Below are 20,866 nucleotides of genomic sequence, written 5' to 3' on the forward strand. Positions count from 1 at the left end.
TAAAGCTAAATAAAAAGAGAATGCAGGAAAAGCCAGCATTCTCTTTTTATTTAGGTAAACTGTATTTCTATAATTTAGAATTTCCGGAATATATACCTTTTTCCTTCGCTGTTTAAAATCAGTTGCTTTCCGCTCAGTTTCTCTATGGAGAATGTACGTGTTTTAGACTTCCAGTCGGTATAAGACAAGAAATCTACCAAGCCTGCGTCTTCAGTCAATTCCAATTCCAACTGGTCTTCATCCTTTATCGTATTGAAGCCATATTGCAAAACATATTTGTCATCAGCCGGGATGTACACCTGATACATAAATAAAATATTCTGGAAATTATAAAATACCGTATCAGCCTGTATCACATCGCCATTAGCTTCCACCTGCTGCAATTGCCATTTGCCTTCCAACTTATGCTCCGTATCATTACTACATGCAGCCATCAAAATTGTGACAGCGGCTATCATCCAGTATTTCATTTTATTCATCATAACAAACCTTTTGTACTCGGTAATTCATATTTATAAATATCACGGCGTATAGCCATTTTTACAGAACGTGCCAAAGCCTTGAAAATACCTTCTATCTTGTGATGCTCATTCGTCCCTTCCGCCCTAATATTCAGGTTCATGCGGGCGGCATCACTCAGGCTTTTAAAGAAATGAAGAAACATCTCCGTCGGCATGTCGCCAACCATTTCACGACGGAACTCGGCATCCCAGACCAGCCAGGGACGTCCGCCGAAGTCGAGAGCCACACTGCACAGGCAATCGTCCATCGGCAAAGAATAGCCATACCGTTCGATGCCGCGCTTGTCGCCCAAGGCTTTCAGCAAGGCTTCACCCAGGGCAATCGCCGTATCTTCAATTGTATGATGCTCATCAACGTTGAGGTCACCCTTTACACGTATAACCAAATCCATACCGGAATGTTTTCCTATCTGGTCCAGCATATGGTCAAAAAAGCCTAATCCGGTCGAAATCGCTGTCTTTCCGTTTCCATCCAGATTTACTTCTACGTAAATATCCGTCTCCTTGGTGGTGCGCTGCACAACGGCACGGCGTTCGCCGGCAAAAAGATATTCGGTAATTTTATCCCAATCATCCGTAATAAGTACAGGGGAAAGAGAAGGATTCCCGACCAGCAACCTGTCTGCCTCTTCATTCGAGGACGCAGCCATATGCCTTTTGCACCCAGGTTTGCAGCCAGTTCCATATCTGTCAGGCGGTCTCCTATCACGTAACTGTTTGCCAGATCGTACTCACCGGCCAGATATTTACCCAGCATTCCGGTACGCGGTTTGCGGTTGGGAGAATTATCCTCCGGGAAAGAGCGGTCGATCAGCATGTCATCAAAGACAATCCCCTCGCCTTCCAATGTCTTCAGCATCTTGTTATGGGCCGGCCAGAATGTATCTTCCGGAAAAGAAGAGGTACCCAATCCGTCCTGGTTCGTCACCATGACAAATTCAAAATCAAGCTGTTTACGTATGAAGTATAAATTGCGGAATACTTTAGGATAGAACTCCAGTTTCTCCAGGCTATCCAGCTGGTAATCAACAGGAGGTTCTATCACCAATGTTCCGTCTCTATCGATAAAGAGAGCTCTTTTCATGCTTACAAACTTTTTAAAGCCTTCAACAAGGCATCGTTTTCTTCCGGTGTGCCGACTGTGATACGCAGACAGCCGTTACACAATGTCACATTATTCCGGTTACGTACAATAACGCCTTTCTTCACCAGTTTATTATATACGGAGTCAGCTTTGCCTACATTTACCAGGATAAAGTTTGCATCGGTCGAATACATTTTATGGACAATCGGCAGTTCCGGCAAAGCAGCCTGCAACCGGATACGTTCGGACATGATACGGCGCAACTGTTCCAACATCTGGCCTTCATTATTCAACAAGTCCAACGCCTGTTTCTGTGTAAGCACATTGACGTTGTAAGGATACTTTATCTTGTTCAGTATCGCAATAATTTCCGGAGAAGCAAAAGCCATGCCCAACCGGAGGCCTGCGGCTCCCCATGCTTTGGATAATGTTTGCAGAACTATCAGATTCGGGAATTTCTTCAGTTCGGGAAGGAAAGAAGGTTCTGCCGAGAAGTCGATATAGGCTTCGTCCAATACGACTATTCCTTCAAAGTTCTTCAGTATCTTATATATTTCATCCCGGTTCAGGCTGTTTCCCGTCGGGTTGTTCGGCGAGCAAAGAAAGATTACTTTTACCCATTCGTCCACTTCCTCCAGTAATGCTTCTGCATCCAGTTCGAAATCAGGAGTTAAAGTCACTTTCCTGAAATCCACGTTGTTAACGTTGGAAGCTACTTCATACATACCGTAAGAAGGGGCGATACTGACAATCGTATCAATTCCCGGGTCGCAGAATGCACGGATAACAAGGTCTATCGGCTCATCGCTGCCATTGCCCAGAAAGATGGAATTACGGTCTACATCTTTCAGTTCGGCAATCCGTTCTTTCAACTCCCACTGTAAGGGGTCGGGATAACGGTTATAAGGCTCGTTATAAGGATTCTCATTTGCATCCAGGAAAACAGATGCACTTCCGTGAAACTCGTCTCTTGCAGAGGAATAGGGTTTCAACGCCCAAATATTAGGTCTTACCAGGTCTTTTAAATCCATCATATTGTTTTCAATCTTATTGTTACTGCATTGCGGTGTGCATCCAGTTGCTCGTTACCGGCCATCGTCTGGATTGTACCGCCTAAATTCTTAATACCTTCGGCAGTGATTTCCTGAAAGGTTATCTTTTTGATAAAGCTGTCCAGGTTTACACCGCTGTAAGCCTTGGCATAGCCATTGGTCGGAAGCGTATGATTCGTGCCCGAAGCATAATCGCCGGCACTTTCAGGAGTGTAGGGTCCCATAAAGACACTTCCCGCATTCTCTATCTGTTCAGCGATATGAGCGTAGTTCTCCGTTTGTATAATCAGATGTTCCGGGGCATACATATTCGTGAAAGCAATTACTTCGGGTTCGTCTTTCAGGACGATTATACGACTATGTTCCAATGCTTTTGCAGTAATATCCTTACGGGACAGTTCAGATAATTGCTGTTGGATGGCATCGACTAAAGGAGATACGATACTTTCTGCCGATGTAACCAGCATAGCCTGGCTATCTGCTCCATGCTCTGCCTGTGAAAGGAAATCGGCGGCAATAAAGTCCGGATTTGCTGTTCCGTCGGCAATGACTTCCACTTCGGAAGGGCCTGCGGGCATGTCGATGGCAACGTCTTTCAGGCTGACAAGCTGTTTGGCTGCTGTCACGTACTGATTTCCGGGGCCGAATATCTTATAGACTTTGGGGACAGATTCCGTGCCGTATGCCATGGCTGCGATGGCCTGTATTCCTCCGGCTTTGAATATCTTGCTGACACCTGCCGTTTCTGCGGCAAACAGGATAGCCGGATGCACTTTCCCTTCCCGGTTCGGAGGAGTACATAGTACAATCTCCTTACATCCGGCGATATGTGCAGGAACCGCCAACATTAATACGGTTGAGAACAAAGGGGCCGTTCCTCCCGGGATATACAGGCCGACCTTTTCTATGGCAACTGCTTTCTGCCAGCAGGTTACTCCGGAGGTCGTCTCCACCTTTTGTCCGATAAAACGCTGGGAGGTATGAAACTTCTCAATATTTGCCTTTGCTATGCGAATAGCTTGTTTTAAATTTTCGGAAACAAGTTCGCGAGCTTCTTTTATTTCTTCTTCCGACACCTGAAGACCGGATAGCGTGACCTTGTCAAACTTCTCTTCGTAACGCTTAACGGCGGCATCCCCTTCGCTACGCACTTCATTCAATACAGTCCGGACCGTATCGAACAAAGTCGTAACATCCAAAGCCGGACGCTTCACCAAAGAAGGCCAGTCTGCTTTTGAGGGATATTTAATTACTTCCATATTGTTGTTGTTTAGTTTTAAATCTTATCATATTTGAGCTATTCTGTCGTCAACCTCACTTGGCTATTACAGGTTCATTTGCCGTCTGCTTTAGCTGACGGACTAATAAAGGATTTATCTCTTTGGACTTTAGTCCCATTTCTTAAAGCTCTCTATCTGAGAAAAATGTGGCTAAAGCCAAAAAAGAATCAACACGTAAACCGTCAGCTAAAGCAGACGGCAAATGAACCTATAACAGATGAGCCATTTTGACAGTTGGATAGTTCAACTATTTCTCTTTTCGAACCTGTTTTGACGAGACATCGATAGCCATGTGAAATACAAATTATCAGGAACGAACGAAAAAGACCTTATTTGTTAATTGCCAGTCAATTACAGTTTCCTCGTAATTCTGTACTCAGGAAACTGTAGTTTCCTGCCGAGGGAACGCGAATTTCCTGCTGAGGGAACTGTAGTTTCCTCAATAGGAAACTGACTCGACATTAAAGTATCATTTTCTCAATCGGGATAACGAGGATACCTTCGGCCCCGAGTGATTTCAGTTTACCTATAATTTCCCAGAAATGTTTCTCGGCTATGACAGACTGGACGGATACCCAATCACCGTTAGCCAAAGGCGTCACCGTCGGACTCTTCATACCGGGTAATACTTCTATAATTTCATCCAACTTGTCTTTCGGCGCGTTCAGCAATACATATTTCTTGCCTTCAGCAACCTGGATAGCTTCAAAACGGAATAACAGTTCGTCGAGTATCGCCAGCTTTTTTTCCGACAGATTGTTGTTCGCAATCAGAAGCGCTTCGCTTTGCATAACCACTTCCACCTCTTTCAGGCGATTGCTGACCAGCGTACTACCGGAACTGACAATATCGAAAATTGCATCTGCCAGACCAATACCCGGAGCTATTTCAACAGAACCGCTGATGACATGCATATCGGCTTTTACACCTTTTTCTTTCAGATAAGTATTCAGGATGCCGGGATAAGATGTAGCGATTGTTTTGCCTTCAAACCATTCCACGCCCTTGTAGTCTTCATCTTTAGGAATAGCCAGTGACAAACGGCACTTACTGAATCCCAGTCGTTTAACCAAACGTGCTTCTCCCCCTTTTTCAACGTATTCATTCTCACCGACAATACCTATATCGGCAACGCCATTAGCGACAGACTGAGGAATATCATCATCACGCAGGAACAGAACTTCTACCGGAAACCCTTTTGCCGATAACAGCAAAATACGCTTTCCTCTGTTCAGTTTAATACCCGCTTCTTCCAATAATAGCATTGTTTCATCGTATAAACGACCTTTTGATTGTACTGCAATTCGTAACATGTTTATTTTTGTTTTAATAATTATATGCTTTCCGAAAACAAAATAAGGCTTACCGTATAACGGCAAGCCTTATCTAATTATATTATGCGTATCTACACACCAATCAGCCCACCGAACTACTGCCCGTTGTAATGATGATGATGGTGATGTGATACTTTTCTTCTCATTTGTTATTTTATTGATGCCACAAAGTTACAATAATAATTGAAAAAGCAAATAAAACTATCAAAAGATTAGCAGGCACGCACACTTTTTTTCTACACGACTGTTTTATGCTTAGTGTTCAATTATATATAAATGATTCGCCTGTTGCCGTATTTTGTTTGCCAGCATCTGCGGATAATCCGGGTGAGAGGCAAAAAAAGCATCAACTTCTGCCCTTGCCTCCGGCGACATATGGCCTGACAGCAAGGCACGAACCCAGGCTGTCGGGAAAAATATATCTCCTGTCCGCTGCACTTCCTGCATCGCTCCAGTGCCGGACGGATATAGGCTACCGCTTCTTTCTGCCGTGACGGATGATTCAGATTCGCCAAAGCAGCAGATGCCCAGGGTTCTACCCGGCGGTTTTCAGCCACCAGCAAAGAGGCAAAAACACTGTCGCGCACTTCTTTATGCGGTGAGACGGAAGGAGAAATAAAGGCATACTCCCGTTTCCGGTCAGGATTAGTTATACGAGATTGCTGGCTGTTTATAATCTCATCCGCCTGCTCCGGCAAATGAAGGGCCAGCGTATAAGATAAGCTGATATAATCGTTTTCACTTAACGAACAGCCGGCGGGAGCTTGCTGCTTCTTCCACAAGTCATATAATGCGGCGATTGCTTCCGGCGATTCTGCGATGGAACGATACGAGCGGAACGCCTGCAAACAATGTTGAGGAACGGAAGAGGTCGCCACAATCTGTCCTAATGTTTTTTCCAGAGGGGCAGCATCCACCGGAAATAAACGCTGACAATTACCGATATACCCTAAAGCGGCCGAGAATAACAACGAATTATCTTCTTCCGGCAGATAGTTCAACATAGCCTCCATATATGATTCGGGCGAAATCGTCCGGTTCAACAGATTTTCATACAATGTGATTAACAGAGAACCTCTCAGCAATTCATTTTCACAAACCGGAAGATAGGCGGCACAAGCCTTGGCATCCGCTTCGTTCAACCGGAAAAAGCCATACCCTTTTCCATCCGTATTCGGAATAATGAAACTCCCCTCTTCCGGGACCGTTTTCAATTTCTCCCGGATGGAATTTGAATTTCTCCCGAAAGAAACTGAAACTTCTTCCGGTTCCCCTGTTTTGGGAACAATCAGATAAGTGAGGTCCTGCGGCCAGTTCAACCCTCTGCCGAAAGGGTCTTTCTGCGAAACGACCAAGCTATCGCCAACAATGGAAGCGGCAATCTCAGGCATGCCTTTTTCATTTACCCAGATATGGCTCCAGCCGGACAAATCGTCATCCGTATATTTATCCAGAATACTAATCAGCCCCTCCCAAGTAGCATTTCCGTAGGCATAAGTTTTCAGATACTCCTGAATGCCTTTCCGGAAAGATTCCTTACCCATCTTTTTAATCAGCATTTCCAGGACGACGGGAGATTTATCATAGATGATGTTACCATAGACCAGGCCGGCATTACGAAGATTATCCAGTTCCTGTTTGATTGGATTTGCTCCGGCAGTACGGTCTTCCGCATAAGCGGGAGGAATATAATCCTGCATGAAATTCAAAGCATGGTTTACACCCGGATATAGCGGTTCGACAATCTGCGAAGCAAAATAATTGGCAAACACCTCCTTCGTCCAGACATCGTCAAACCATTGCATGGTCACATAGTCGCCAAACCACATATGGGCTGTTTCGTGAGCAATCAGGGCACTGCGGCTCAACTGCTCGTTCAATGTCGGGTTCTCATTCAGGAACATACGACGGTCGGTATAGAACGTTGCCCCAGTGTGCTCCATTCCCCCGAACTGGAAACCAGGAAGGATTATCAAATCATACTTGGCAAAAGGATACGGAATGGCGGTATAATCTTCCAGCCATGTTAAAGCGTCAAAGACTTCCGATGCGATTTCGGGACATTGGGCGACTTTCTTCGGGTCTGTTTCCCTGTGGTACAAGGAGATTTCCCTTCCATCCCGGGTGTATGTTTCGCGGATAAATTTTCCGGCTGTAAAGGCGAACAAATAAGTACTCAGCGGTTCTGTTTCCCTGAATGAAATCAACTTGCGTCCGGGAACGGATAGGGTATCCGTTTTCTCTATGGCACCGTTCGTTACGGCTTGCCATGCTTCGGGAACTTCCAGCGTCAGTGTAAATAACGACTTCATATCCGGCTGGTCGAAACAGGGAAATGCAGTCCGCGCCCGGTCAGGAACCAGCAAAGTATAAAGGAACTCGTCCCTCCTGTTCAAAGACTGGTCGACAGGAGTAAATTCTATGGATACTTTATTCTCTCCGACAACGCTCCGTTCTGCCGGGATGATGATATGTTCATTTTTTACCTCATAAGGCACTTCCCCACCATTCAGCAAGACAGAAGCGACCTGTGAAGCATCTCCCCTGAAATCAATAATAAGCGGCAGTTTTTCTTTCAGCGACAGTTGTATAACAGCCTTACCCCTGACCGGCTCCTGCCTGGATTCAGGAATGGAGAAAAACAGGTTATATCTGACCTGCCCGAAATGTTCTTTTCTGAAACGGGCCAATTCATGGCTGACTCCAACTTCCTGCAAGTTAACATCTTGCTGTTGCGTCGAACAGGCTGTCAGCAGACTTACCGCCGCAATGCCAGCCACTTGATAAATCATATGATTTGAATGTGCCATCTTTTTACTCTCTCAAATATTCAGCTATCGACATAAAGTTACGTTCCAACAGATACATCTGCGATGCCATAAAAGTAAAGAACTCTCCCCAATCTTGCCGGCGGTGAAAGTCTAGTCCTTCCCTGGCGGTATAAATACGAGCTACTTCTTTCCCCGTATCCCTTACAAAACAAATATCCCAGGTCAGACCTCCGGGAAAGTCCTGTTCCAGCATTTCCTTATACCAGGTCAGGCGTTCGTACATTTCAAGCCGAAGCTCTTCACTCCGGTGATTCACTTCAAGAATCACATAAGCACCGTTGCGGCTGATATCGAACTTCAATTCTACTCCTTTCACTTTGGTATCATACAAAGTCCACATCTTTTTACGTCCCCGCAAATAAGGCTGCACTTCACAATAAGCGGCGAAACTCTCCCAAAACTCCAGTTTCAGGTTCTTTAATTCGTCTTTACTATACATTATTTATATATATCTTTCTTTCTCAATCTTATCACATTGCCATAGGTTTCCAGTTGCTTCATATCGATACGCCGGGAATTGCCTACAATGACATAAACAACCGGTTTCAAGCGGACATTATGCCGGTAAAAACGGATAATATCTTTCATATCCATATCCGAGATACCCGACAATAAAGCTTCGCTCGGGTCGCAGTCAAAGCCATTCCTTCGAAAACCGGCAACCTTTTCCGGTACTTCCCGGAAGGAAGGAAAATCATTATTGACCTGGTTAACGATAGATTGCTTTACGGTAGAAATCCTTTCCTCTTTCTCCGGCATTTCGTGAATCAGGGAATTCATTATCCCCAAAGCATCCAGCGTCTTGTCGCTTTGTGTGGAAAGCATGGTGACAAACTCACCGGCTTTTCCTTCCAATTTATGAGGCGGCAATATATACCGGCCGCTCACCCGGTAAGCCAGCGAACGAAATTCCCTTATTTCCTGAAACATCAGCGATGACATATCGCCTCCGAAATAAACAGAGAATAACCGGGCGGCATGGCGCGACCATGCATCGTCTGTCACCTCTCCTTTTGCATAGCCGTAAACAATACTCTGCGAGGCTGTCGGCATATCCATAAAGTAAACGGTCGGCTTGTCATATTTCTTTGCATCCCGATGATAGGGAGCATTAACCGATACGGTTATCTCTTTCAACGGAAGGGAGGCTTCTATCTCTTCCCTGACCTGGGCGACAGGTAATGTTCCGCAATAAAGCAAATCGCATTCCGTTTGACGAACCTGGACAAAAGCATCCAAAAGTTCCTTACCTTTCAGTTTCTTGACTTCAGAGAGGGATAACTTAGTAAGAAACCGGGATTGTTCGCCATATTTCACTTTCTCGAGCAACGCATTTGCGATGTTATCGCTCGATTCGAAGAAAGCCTTCTCGGTGACTTTCGCATCATTTATTACCTGACGGATTTGTTTATCATCTGCTTTCACGTGCCTGATAAAATCGCCGGCCAGCTGAACCGTTTCCTTAAAATGTTTGTCGAAACCGGTAATCCGCATGAAAAACTGCTTGTCAGTGGCATCGAAAGAAATCGTACTGCCCAGGACCTGCAACCGCGTACGGAATTCATGGAACGACAGAGAGTCCGTTCCCAAAAACTGGAGGTAATTAGCCAGATGCATCAGTTTGGGTTGCTCCAACGTTCCAACCTGATAAACCAGGTTAAGGGTAAATATATCCGTAACAGGATTTGCCGTTGCATATAAAGTGGCTAACGGAGTCAGACTCACCGTTTCTACATCTTTCTGAAAATCAATGAAACGCGGCTTCACCTCTTGTACCGGCAGTTGTTCCAACTGTTTAGCATATTCGGAAGAGGCTTCCGAGTTTTTGGGTACAATCGGACTGAAATCCGGTTTCGTCAAATTATCCTTCGGATATTTGCCTGTCGTCTTTGTAACGCATAAATAGTTTTCACTGAAATATTTACGGGCCACACGGACTACGTCTTCCTTTGTCAAAGCATCAATACCGGAAACTTCCTGCAAATAATCCTCCCAGCTTTTACCTTGCGAATACAAAGACATCATAATCCGGGCACGCGAATCTATATTCTCCAGATTAGAGGCATATTGGCGGCGTTGCTCCTGCTTCAGGCTATTGAATATCTCGTCACTGAAATCTCCTTCTTTAACTCGGTTGATTTCTTTCCAAACCAGTTTTTCGGCCCCGCCATAAGTCTGGAACATCAGCTTGGGGATAACAGCAACGGCCAGTATCCCGGCTTCATTCATACTTTCATTCATAGCCATAGACGCCATAATCTTCCGGTCTACCATCAGTTTATCCAGAAAACCGGTCCCGTTCGCATTGTTCAGCATATTAACCGCCACAGCCAACGCCACCTGGTCTTCATGATTGGCCGGAACGCCACGGAACCCCATTCCCATCGCTTTCACAAGAGGTACAGGGAATTTTATTTTCATTTTCTCCTTTCCTTTAAATGGCGGAAGGGGCACAATATCATGTTTGGGAGCTTCTCCCGGACGGATACGGGAAAAAGTTTTTTCCAGAATCGGCAATACAGCCTCCGTATCAAAATCCCCACTTAATATCAGCCCCATGTTGGAGGCCACATAATATTCTTCAAAAAACTTCCGCATCTCTGTCAGGCGTGGGTTCTTCAAGTTCTTCGTACTGCCGATTATCGGATAAGCATACGGATGCGGGGCAAAATAACGGGCAAGTAACCGGTCCATAACAGGCCCACCGATGAAATCACCATACATATTTTTCTCTTCATAAACTGTTTCCAGTTCGCTTTGGAACAGGCGGAAGACCGGATTCAGCAGGCGTTCACTGTTGATTTCCGCCCACTGGGACATATATTGCGGGGAAAAGGTATTAAAATAGATTGTTGCATCATAAGACGTTGCGGCATTCAAACCCGAACCGCCATATTTGGAAATCAAACGGTTGAACTCATTGGGAATTACATAGTCGGAAGAACGGATACTTAATTCGTTTATCTCTTTCTGTATCTGGGAGCGAACCGCTTCATCTTCTGTGGCCGCCAGTTTGTCATATTTCAGCGCGATAGAATCCAGCAACGTTTTCTCCGCATCGTAATCGACAGTTCCGATTTTGTCGGTTCCTTTGAACATCATATGTTCAAAATAATGGGCAATTCCGGTATCCGGACAATCCTTCGCTCCTGCCTTTACGACAACGGCACCGAATACTTTCGGCTGGCTATGGTCTTCATTCAGCCAGACTGTCAATCCGTTTTTTAGTTTATATTCTTTTACTTCCAGCGCTTTTGTATTCTGAGCCGCAAACAGATTCGAACAACTTGCAAATAACATCATCAGAACTAATGTTTTCATGGATATATTACCATACATCTTTATATTATGGTCTACAAAGATACCGGATTCCTTTTTGTTATCAGGGGTTGATTAGACTTTTTTATTATTTAAACCAAATGCAGTTGTAAATGTTATCATTATAAAAGAGAGATAACAACATGGTAAATTTAGGTAGCTGGATGAACAAAATCCTCGTCGGCTGGGGCGTGGATGCGAAAATCGCAAATACATTCGATGAAATGATTATTGCCGTACTACTGATCGCGGTAGCTGTAGGAGTCGATTACTTATGTCAGTACATTTTTGTCGGCAGTGTACGGAAGTTATCGGAGAAAAGTCATTATTTCTGGGATACTTTGTTGATTAAGAGGAGAGTTATACATAATCTGGTGCATGCCATTCCCGGAATTTTGGTCTATACTTTATTGCCGATGGCTTTTATCCGGGGAAAAGAATTGTTGTTGATTTCGCAAAAAGTTTGCGCCGTTTATATTGTATTTGTTCTGTTGCTGGCCATCAACGGATTTATCCTGGTGGCAATGGATATATATAATCATAGGGAGGTCAGTAAGAACCGTTCGATAAAAGGATTCGTGCAGGTACTTCAGGTGCTGGCTTTCTTCATTGGAGGAATTGTGATTATTGCCATTCTTGTCAACAAATCACCAGCCACATTGTTTGCCGGACTGGGTGCTTCGGCCGCCATCCTGATGTTGGTATTCAAAGATACGATACTCGGATTCGTAGCGGGCATACAGTTATCAGCCAATGATATGTTACGCCAGGTGACTGGATTACAGTTCCGGGGTCCAACGCAAACGGGATTGTACAGGAAATTACTTTGAACACCGTTAAAATACAGAACTTCGACAATACAATCTCCACTATTCCACCCTATACACTGGTCAACAACTCTTTCCAGAACTGGCAGGGAATGGTTGAATCGGGCGGACGGCGTGTCATGAAATCCATCTTTCTCGACCTGAACACAATCAAATTCTGTACACCTGAAATGCTGGATAACATGCGGAAAGAGATTCCCCTGCTGGCCGATTATAAGCCGGACAAAGGTGTGACACCGACTAACTCGCAGATGTTTCGTGTCTATGTAGAGCGTTACCTGACCAGTCTGCCGGTTGTAAACACCGACCTCGACCTGATCATCAGCCAGTTGCAATCGACAGAATACGGTGTGCCTATCCAGATCTATTTCTTTTCCCGTAATAAAGTATGGAAAGAATACGAACGCATCCAGTCGGATATATTCGATCATTTCTTTGCGATGATTCCTCTGTTTGAACTGAAAGTGTATCAATACTCTGATTAATGTAAACTTGGGCAACAATGATTTTTTCCCTATATTTGTGTTCACAACTTTAAATACAAATATATGAGTGAATTACAACAATGGATCAACAGTTACCTGATTAAATGGGGATTAGTACACGATTCGGCAAATATTTGGGACAACCTGGTCGTCTTACTGCTTCTAATAGCAATAACCGTCGGTATCGATTACACTTGCCGCTATATCTTCCTCGAATTATTTAAGCGTTTTGCCCAAAAAACCAAAAACCAGTGGGACGACCTGATAGTAGAACGGAAGATCATCAATAAGCTGATGCACCTGATCCCCGCGATCCTGGTTTATATCATGCTTCCGCTGGCACTACCCAAAGAGGAAATGCCTACTTTGCTCGGTGTTCTTCAGATGGTATGCAGTGTTTACATTGTGGCCGTTGTACTACGATTCATCAACGCTTCGCTGAACTTGTTATTAGAGATATACAACCGGAAAGAATCGATGAAGAACAAACCGTTGAAAGGGTTTGTACAAATCATTCAGGTGATTGTATTCTTTGTCGGTGGAATAATCATTATCAGTATCCTGATCGGTAAATCGCCCGCTACGTTATTTGCCGGACTGGGTGCTTCAGCTGCCATCCTAATGTTGGTGTTCAAGGATACTATACTTGGTTTTGTGGCCGGTATTCAGCTATCAGCCAATGATATGCTACGTCCGGGCGACTGGATAACGATGTCAAAATACGGGGCTGACGGAACAGTGATCGAAGTGACGCTGAATGCTATTAAAGTTCGCAATTTCGACAACACAATTACCACCATACCGCCTTATGCACTGGTCAGCGATTCTTTCCAGAACTGGCGGGGGATGAAAGAATCGGGAGGGCGCCGTGTGAAGCGTTCCATCAATATCGACATGAACAGCGTACATTTCTGTACACCGGAGATGTTGGCGAAATTCCGAAAAATATCATTACTCACCGATTATATCGATACGAAACAGGAAGAACTGGAGACTTATAATAAAGAACACAACATCGACGCTTCTATCTGGGTAAACGGACGACGCCAGACAAATATAGGTGTCTTCCGCGCTTATCTGGTGAATTATCTGAAAAGCAATCCCAATGTAAGCCAGAACATGACCTGCATGGTTCGCCAGCTGCAACCGACAGAACAGGGTATTCCCATGGAGCTATACTTCTTCGCATCCACCACAGACTGGATTCCATATGAAGACATCCAGGCCGATGTGTTCGACCATATCCTGGCTGTCATTCCGGAATTCGGTTTACAGGTGTTCCAGGGCGTATCAGGTTCAGACTTACGTCATTTGAGGATAGAATCAACAACGAACCTGATATAAAAGTAATATTGAAAAACAATCGCTAAAGATTCATCAATAACGAAATTATAATTATCTTTGGCCCATAAACCTTATAAATAGAAAAAATATGGCCAGACCTATTAAAGAAACACCGATTTTATACGGTAAAGATGCCCGTCGTTTCGAAGATTGATGAAGCATCCGCGGAAAGTATCCTCAAAGGAACTGGAACGCAGAAAGAAGGATTATGAGTACTTTAAAAGTATTTTTAAATTCGATTGTAATGAATAGCGAAATTAACTCCGGTAAAGTTTTAAGAAAACTAAAGGAGAAAGAAACAATAAAGTCATTCAACTGCGGAGATGCAGATTTGAATGACTTTCTGTTTAATGAAGCACCTCTGTATAGTAATGTATTACTTGCAGTAACTTATATTTATGAAGACAAAAATAATGTCTTAGCCTATTTTAGCCTAGCTAATGACCCGCATATCCCTGACTGATTTCGAAAAAACAGCCGAGTTTAATCGTTTTCGAAAACGTCGATTTGTTAATGATAAAAGACTCAAAAGCTACCCGGTCGTAAAAATATGTCGTTTGGGAGATTCGGAAGACTGTAAAGGTTTCGGGATTGGAACAGGATTATTGAACTTTATCAAAAATCTATTCCTCATAACGAATAAAACAGGCTGTCGCTTTCTTACCGTAGATGCTTATCGTGAAGCTATCCCCTTTTACATAAGGAACGGCTTTATTCCTTTGGAAGAAGAGGATAAAGATGAACATACACGCCTGCTTTTTTACGACCTTAAAGAGAAATAGACTCAATCAAATTCGACAAAGTTCTTTTGTATCACCTCATAATAAGCAAACGGGGGTTTAACATATTCTTCCAGGACCTCCGTTGCTACTAACTGTTCGGTTTCATAATCGACTTTCCAACCGTGGTTATGCTGAGTAGTGAGCCGGACAGGGTCAAAGTCCTTATCATCCTCTTTGGTGAAGAACATGGCATGTTCGCCTGCGACCAGTTTGCATTGTTCCGGCAAAGTCAGCCATGCCCTGATTTGTGCTTTATGCTCACTTTCGTCAAAATATATCAGATGGTCAAGCAATTCCAGAAAAATATCCCAGCTTATGTCATACGGAAAAGTCAGGGCAAATACCTGGTTACTCATCGTATGCATCCGGATAATAGCATCGTAACTGCGGGTATTATATATTTCCGTAAACGTACGCAACATTAAAGCCATTTGTGTTTCACCAACTCCTGCAACAATCACCATTTTGTCATTACTGACGGAGACATTCGGACGCAAAGCCGGGTCAGGACGTCTGTCTTTTTTAAAGAATTTGTTTCGCAGATAGAAAATCAATATGACTGCCAATGCGAAAAAGAACAGATAAGCCTTAACCGGCAATTTCTTACCCGGTTTCTTCGCCACTTGGATTGTCTTCAGCATGTCGTCATCAAGCCTGAATGTGATGGGGATTACCTTTTCATCTGCGATATTCTCTCCGTTACGGGTAGCGGGTATCCATTTTCCGCTTGTCAGGGCAACCAGGCGAATCGCTTCATCATTCAGCAACGGCTCCGAATCTAAAAAGATATGCGGTTCGGTAACCGAGCCATCCGGCTCTACCGTGCAGGAAACAAGGACTGTCCCACTCACCTCCTCTTCGGCGGCCTTCTCGGGATATTGCATATTCTGCCGGATAAACCAGAATTGTGCTGTCGAACCACCTGTGTATTCCGGGAAAGTACGGTCAGAACCTTCAGAACGAAGAATAGGACTATAAACCCCTTCACTGCTGCGCAACAAATACGTCAACATATACTGATTGTCCTCCATCCGGCTGAAACTCATGGAACGATATCCCAACGATGGCAAGTTATTGATATTTTTCCCCTCATTATCAGGAGGCAACATCACAACCTCCATCAATCCGACTTTTATCCTGGAAAACCGCAAATCGTTCAAAACATGGAGATACAAAAACTGGCGAACCATTTCTTCTCCTGAAGCATCTTTCTCCCTGATACTCTCGAAACGATACTTCCACGCAATAGGGACATTGCTCTTGTAATCATCTATAAAAGAATAGATAAGGCTGATGCGGGCACCACCCAGCAAAGGAATCGGCTCGCTTACAAGACCCTGACTTTTGGGATTATCAGGCGTAAAGGCTGTAAATTCACCCTCATTCGTACCGAAACGGGTAAATGATTTTGCCGGAAAAACAGCTTCCAAGCGGAATAGGGAAATATCTTTATCGGTAATCTTCGGTTCCTCAATAATCAAGCTATCCAGAAAAGGTTTCACTTCCTGCTTTATACGCAGTTCATCTGCCGTCAGATTATTATTCGGCTGTGCTTTCGCATCCATGCTCCCCAGCAGGAAAACAGACAAAAGCAAAAATTGCAACAGGCTAACTTTCATACTATATACATTTGCTTTACATCAGAATTGGAAATAGATAAACGGCTGCACACCGGCACTCTTGAACTGCACTACAACAAAAATCATAACCGCCAGAATAACAGCCTGCACCAACAAAGGAGAACGGGTTACGACTCCCTGCACCGCATTCTCAGCCGACTTAGGCATGAAGTGAAGCACATAACCAATCACCATCAGGATAAAGACACCTTTATATCCCGTTACAAATTGTGTGAATACTTCCGGATGGAAGTTTGTAAAGATTTGCGAAAGCATCTCCTTCACCGTTTGTATCGAATCGGCACGGAAGAATATCCATCCGAAACAAACCAGATGAAACGTAATCAATATGCCCAAAACCCTGCGCCAAGGCTTCATTTCAGACCCCAGTTGCTTGAAACTGCTGAACCGGCTCATTATAAACTTATGAATCGCCAGCGCCACTCCATGAATGGCTCCCCAAATGATAAAACTCATCGAAGCGCCATGCCAGAGACCACCCAACAACATTGTAATCAGCAGGTTTATATACGTACGGATTTTCCCTTTCCGGTTCCCACCCAGCGAAATATACAGATAATCTTTCAACCATGAAGACAGAGATATATGCCAGCGCCGCCAGAATTCGGTAATGGTCGCCGACTGGTAAGGCGAATCAAAGTTTACATTAAACCGGAAACCTAAAAGCAAAGCAATACCAATCGCCATATCCGAATAACCGGAAAAGTCGCAATAAATCTGCAAAGCATAACCATAAACGCCCAGCAGGTTTTCCACACCGGTATAAAGCAAAGGCGCATCAAAAATACGGTCTACAAAGTTCAGGCTGATATAATCGGAAATCACCGTTTTCTTAAACAAACCGCAGAGTACCAGGAACAATCCTTCGCCAAATTCGGAACGGGTGACGGTCGGTTCCTTATAGATTTGCGGAATAAAGTCGCGGGCACGGACGATAGGCCCTGCCACTAACTGCGGAAAGAACGATACATAAAACACATAATCTATCCAGCGTGTCAGCGGCGTAATCTTCCCCCGGTATACATCAATGACATAACTGATTGTCTGGAACGTGAAAAAAGAAATACCGACCGGCAGAAATATATCCATCGGCTGATACGTAACGCTTTGCAGGGCTGTATTTCCAAACTGATAACCAAACATCCTTGTTACCGAAGCAATCATATCCAACAGGAAATTGAAATACTTAAAATATCCCAGCATCCCGAGGTTTATACATAAACTAAGAACAACCCACAGTTTACGCTTCCATTGGGTTGTAGTATGAAATATTCTCTGCGCAATACAAAAATCCGACGTGGCAGTAAATAACAGCAGGAAAAACCAAAATCCGCTACTCTTATAATAAAAATAGATAGAAAACAGCGTTACATATATAATACGGGCCAGCAAATGTTTCCTGAGTGACATATAAATAATCAGGAATCCTATAAACAGGAAAAAGAACAACCCGCTACTGAACAGTATCGGCGACAGGTGTTGATAGGTGAGCACCTCTCCCAGCTTGGATAAATCTATATTATCGAACATCGTTATCTGCTATATATCGGTTATAGGTTTGCATCAGGGCACGATACAATAAAATGCCTTGCTCCTGATAGCCTTCTTTCGTAAAATGAACACGGTCTCTTCCCATTAAACCGGTCTTGCGCCATCTGGCAGAAGAGTTCTTCCCTCCTGTCGAAGCAAACAAATCCCAGCATGCCAGACCTTCGCGACGTGCCACTTCGACAATCGCCTTTGCTGCACGTTCTGTATTTTCATTGCGCACATACGTACGTTTCTTGTTCACATACACCCGTTTATAACATTCTGGAGGAGTTGTCAGCAAGATTGCCGTATGCGGCATTTGTTTTTTCACTAAGGATATAAAATCTTCAATCTGCCCGGCAAATTCATTACGGGTAAAGCGCCGGCCGAAAGTCTCGTTCGTTCCTAAAGAGATAATCAACAGCGACGGATTCAGCAAAGCCAACTGGCGGACATAGTTCTCGTCTGTATAATTTACATACATGGCACCGTTCACACCGATCGAATGATACAAAATACCCGGTTGCCCGTTGGTCAGATTGAAACCATAATAAAGGTTCTTAAAAGAAGAAGCCGGAAGCAAGTTATCCGTCCCCTGTTTCCTTCGCGTACTGTGCAGTTGCAACGTGTCGACGAGACAAGAGATGCGGAACGTATCGGCAATCACTCCCGGCGCACACGGCGCCGTACTTAATACCGTCCTGACAGAATCTTTCATTTTTCCGGCCGGCAGCATCGGCATGGACTTCTCCCCACGGTAAATGACTGCCTGGTTAAAAGAATATCCGGCACCGTTATTAGGTGCTATGCTGATATCGAAATTGATGGATGGCGACGCGGACTGGATACCGATACCACCCGGCCCAATCGGACATTTCCGGTTGTTCTGGATACAACGTCCGGCAATCCATTCCTTCGCTACGGATGAAATGAAATAATCGTCCGGTTCGTTCGTCTTGCTCAGTTTGAAGGGAGCAATCCAACCACGCCCGGCATTGCCGAACTGCTGTTGAAGGAGACGCATCATGCGCCCGCTATAATGTCCTGCCTGTATATGCGAATCGCCCAGCTGCACAATCGTGATAACCGTATCTTTTCCCGCACGCAAGGAATCGAGTCCAGCAAAGAAATGATGCAACGGAGCATATTCATTTACGCAACTGTCGGAGGCCGGCAACTGAATCGAGTCGACAACGGCTCCCATAAGATAAGAAGCAAAAGGCAAGGCAATCGTATCCGGCACAGTCAACGTATCGGACAACACATCCCCTGCATCCTGAAACGATGAGCGGGAAGGCGAAAGATTCTTCGCCCCTACGGTAATCGCGAGCAATGCCAACAAAACCGACAAATTAATTAACCACTTTGTCTGCTTCATCATAAAACTCCTTTTCCAATAATAATGCATTAAAAAGAGCCGTCGCTATTTCGCGCCCGCCTCTGAAACTCAGATGTGTATAATCTTTGCTTGCCCAATTGTTCTCAACATAACGGACCATGCTGTTCTCGCCCCCCATCGCACCGAACGTATTCCAGAACGGAATACCTGTTTTACGGGCAATCTGCCTTTGTGTATGAAGCAAGGCAAGCACGGCAGGCATCGTTTCAAACTCACCCTCTTCCTGATGGCTACGGTCTGAAACACCTAACAGCAAGATATCCGCCTCCGGGAAACAAACCTGTACATGGCGAACCGCTTCTTCCATGCGTTTGCTATACCAGCCGTAATGTAAAACGCTGTCGCTTACCACATTCAAACCATACTGAAGAATAATCAGGTCGTATGGCCGGACTTCGGTCAGATTCCGGCAAAGCGAACTATCCAGACGGTTCAATATCATACCGGAATTACCACGCAGGGAGTAATTATCAACGACAACACCTGAATTATCCTCCAGAGCGACACCCAGCGCACGGAAACCTTCCGTCTCCGTAAAAGAGAAAGTAGCTTCTGTAAATGTCCCTTTCCGCTCATATTGTGTTATTTTCGAAACGACAGGCAATAACTCATTGATTGTATCCGGCTGATTGTTATAATGCAGTTTCATCCGGGTTCGGGCATTCTGTTCATATAGGAATTTCAGTGAAGAAGCCGATTGTAACTCCGGATAACGGTTTGTTGTCTTGACAGATACGGATACCTTTTCACCTTTCGGTTCAAACATCATTCCGGAAAGCGTATACCCATGTTCATGGTCGGTCAGCATCGACCAGGTGTGCCATCCTTCCGAGCGCTGTTCGATAGTCGGACGGAACTGTGCTGCCACGGAAGCAATAGGAACAAAGCCCACTCCACGCCCGCCAAACTCTTTCTGCAAGGCAGAACGCAGGTCGGCAACGACAATATCCCCCTCAATAAACGAGTCACCCAGAAAAGCGACACGCACCGGTCGGTTCATTGTCTCCCGGTTTTTCAAGGCTGTAAAGAAACGCTTCAACCCGATATGGCCTACCGAATAATCTTCGATATGCGTACCGAGCGAATCCGCCCCCTGGACAGAATACATTATATTATACAGGGAATCGCGTAACACCAATGCCGTCGAATCAATCCCCGTCGAACGGATAATCGAATCGCGCAATGCTACTGAATCTATTTCCAACGTATCCGGTTGTTCGAGCTGTTTACGCAGCGAGTCCATTGACAACGATTGCGTTTTCACCCGTAAATCCGAAAGTAAGTCAACCTTTTTTATTTTCTGGCCGAACATGTTGTCCGGCAGATAATATAGTCCCAGGCAGATGCAAAGCGTTATAAGTAACAGCATCAGCAACCTGCCGAAATTATCTTCCTTATTCATTTACTCATTCTTACGAAGGTGCAAAGATAAGGATAAA

At 44.5% G+C, this 20,866-nt stretch carries 13 protein-coding genes and 3 pseudogenes; 4 read left to right on the forward strand and 12 right to left on the reverse strand.

Features of this window, described 5'->3' with window-relative positions; all coding sequences use genetic code 11:
- Positions 1 to 74: 74 nt before the first annotated feature.
- From DXA15_RS07050 to DXA15_RS07085, 8 genes and pseudogenes are all read right to left on the reverse strand, one after another.
- Entirely contained in the window at positions 75 to 482 is a 408-nt protein-coding gene (locus tag DXA15_RS07050) for a lipocalin-like domain-containing protein (protein WP_233566950.1), read from the reverse strand.
- Positions 479 to 1,605: pseudogene (gene hisB / locus DXA15_RS07055) on the reverse strand (bifunctional histidinol-phosphatase/imidazoleglycerol-phosphate dehydratase HisB). The gene DXA15_RS07050 and the pseudogene hisB overlap by 4 nt, the downstream one beginning before the upstream one ends.
- Positions 1,606 to 1,607: 2 nt before the next feature.
- Positions 1,608 to 2,639, reverse strand: a complete 1,032-nt coding sequence (hisC, locus tag DXA15_RS07060; RefSeq protein WP_128133567.1) for a histidinol-phosphate transaminase — start codon at positions 2,637 to 2,639, stop codon at positions 1,608 to 1,610.
- Positions 2,636 to 3,916, reverse strand: coding sequence for a histidinol dehydrogenase (hisD, locus tag DXA15_RS07065; protein ID WP_128133568.1), 1,281 nt, complete (start codon positions 3,914 to 3,916; stop codon positions 2,636 to 2,638). The genes hisC and hisD overlap by 4 nt, the downstream gene beginning before the upstream one ends.
- A 482-nt stretch (positions 3,917 to 4,398) precedes the next feature.
- On the reverse strand, positions 4,399 to 5,250 hold the full coding sequence (gene hisG, locus DXA15_RS07070) for an ATP phosphoribosyltransferase (RefSeq protein WP_128133569.1): 852 nt from the start codon (positions 5,248 to 5,250) through the stop codon (positions 4,399 to 4,401).
- Positions 5,251 to 5,526: 276 nt separating this feature from the next.
- Positions 5,527 to 8,081, reverse strand: a pseudogene (locus DXA15_RS07075) (M1 family metallopeptidase).
- Between the two features lie 4 nt (positions 8,082 to 8,085).
- Entirely contained in the window at positions 8,086 to 8,541 is a 456-nt protein-coding gene (locus DXA15_RS07080) for a DUF4268 domain-containing protein (protein ID WP_007656906.1), read from the reverse strand.
- Positions 8,541 to 11,405: a pitrilysin family protein gene (locus tag DXA15_RS07085; RefSeq protein ID WP_128133570.1), complete on the reverse strand. Its 2,865-nt coding sequence runs from the start codon at positions 11,403 to 11,405 to the stop codon at positions 8,541 to 8,543. Before DXA15_RS07085 ends, DXA15_RS07080 begins: the two co-directional genes overlap by 1 nt.
- A 158-nt stretch (positions 11,406 to 11,563) precedes the next feature.
- Here DXA15_RS07085 and DXA15_RS07090 point away from each other — a divergent pair.
- The 4 genes and pseudogenes from DXA15_RS07090 (at position 11,564) to DXA15_RS27900 (ending at position 14,858) form a co-directional block, all read left to right on the forward strand.
- Positions 11,564 to 12,732, forward strand: a pseudogene (locus DXA15_RS07090) (mechanosensitive ion channel family protein).
- 63 nt (positions 12,733 to 12,795) lie between these two features.
- Positions 12,796 to 14,076, forward strand: coding sequence for a mechanosensitive ion channel family protein (locus DXA15_RS07095; protein WP_128133571.1), 1,281 nt, complete (start codon positions 12,796 to 12,798; stop codon positions 14,074 to 14,076).
- A gap of 244 nt (positions 14,077 to 14,320) precedes the next feature.
- A complete protein-coding gene (locus DXA15_RS27895) occupies positions 14,321 to 14,539 on the forward strand; it encodes a hypothetical protein (protein ID WP_309296721.1) in 219 nt (72 codons plus the stop codon).
- A 94-nt stretch (positions 14,540 to 14,633) separates the two neighbouring features.
- Positions 14,634 to 14,858 (forward strand): GNAT family N-acetyltransferase, encoded by a 225-nt coding sequence (locus DXA15_RS27900; protein WP_309296722.1) that lies wholly within the window; start codon positions 14,634 to 14,636, stop codon positions 14,856 to 14,858.
- 2 nt (positions 14,859 to 14,860) lie between these two features.
- On the opposite strand, the gene DXA15_RS07105 is transcribed toward DXA15_RS27900, so the two are convergent.
- The 4 genes from DXA15_RS07105 to DXA15_RS07120 are packed head-to-tail and all read right to left on the reverse strand — an operon-like array spanning position 14,861 to position 20,829.
- A complete protein-coding gene (locus DXA15_RS07105; protein WP_128133572.1) occupies positions 14,861 to 16,477 on the reverse strand; it encodes an energy transducer TonB in 1,617 nt (538 codons plus the stop codon).
- 21 nt (positions 16,478 to 16,498) lie between these two features.
- A complete protein-coding gene (locus DXA15_RS07110; protein ID WP_128133573.1) occupies positions 16,499 to 18,028 on the reverse strand; it encodes an MBOAT family protein in 1,530 nt (509 codons plus the stop codon).
- Positions 18,018 to 19,409: a GDSL-type esterase/lipase family protein gene (locus DXA15_RS07115; protein ID WP_199676252.1), complete on the reverse strand. Its 1,392-nt coding sequence runs from the start codon at positions 19,407 to 19,409 to the stop codon at positions 18,018 to 18,020. Before DXA15_RS07115 ends, DXA15_RS07110 begins: the two co-directional genes overlap by 11 nt.
- Positions 19,381 to 20,829, reverse strand: a complete 1,449-nt coding sequence (locus DXA15_RS07120; protein ID WP_007656918.1) for a hypothetical protein — start codon at positions 20,827 to 20,829, stop codon at positions 19,381 to 19,383. The genes DXA15_RS07115 and DXA15_RS07120 overlap by 29 nt, the downstream gene beginning before the upstream one ends.
- Positions 20,830 to 20,866: the final 37 nt, after the last annotated feature.

This window comes from Parabacteroides sp. AM58-2XD (assembly GCF_003463685.1).
GTDB classification, from domain to species: domain Bacteria; phylum Bacteroidota; class Bacteroidia; order Bacteroidales; family Tannerellaceae; genus Parabacteroides; species Parabacteroides segnis.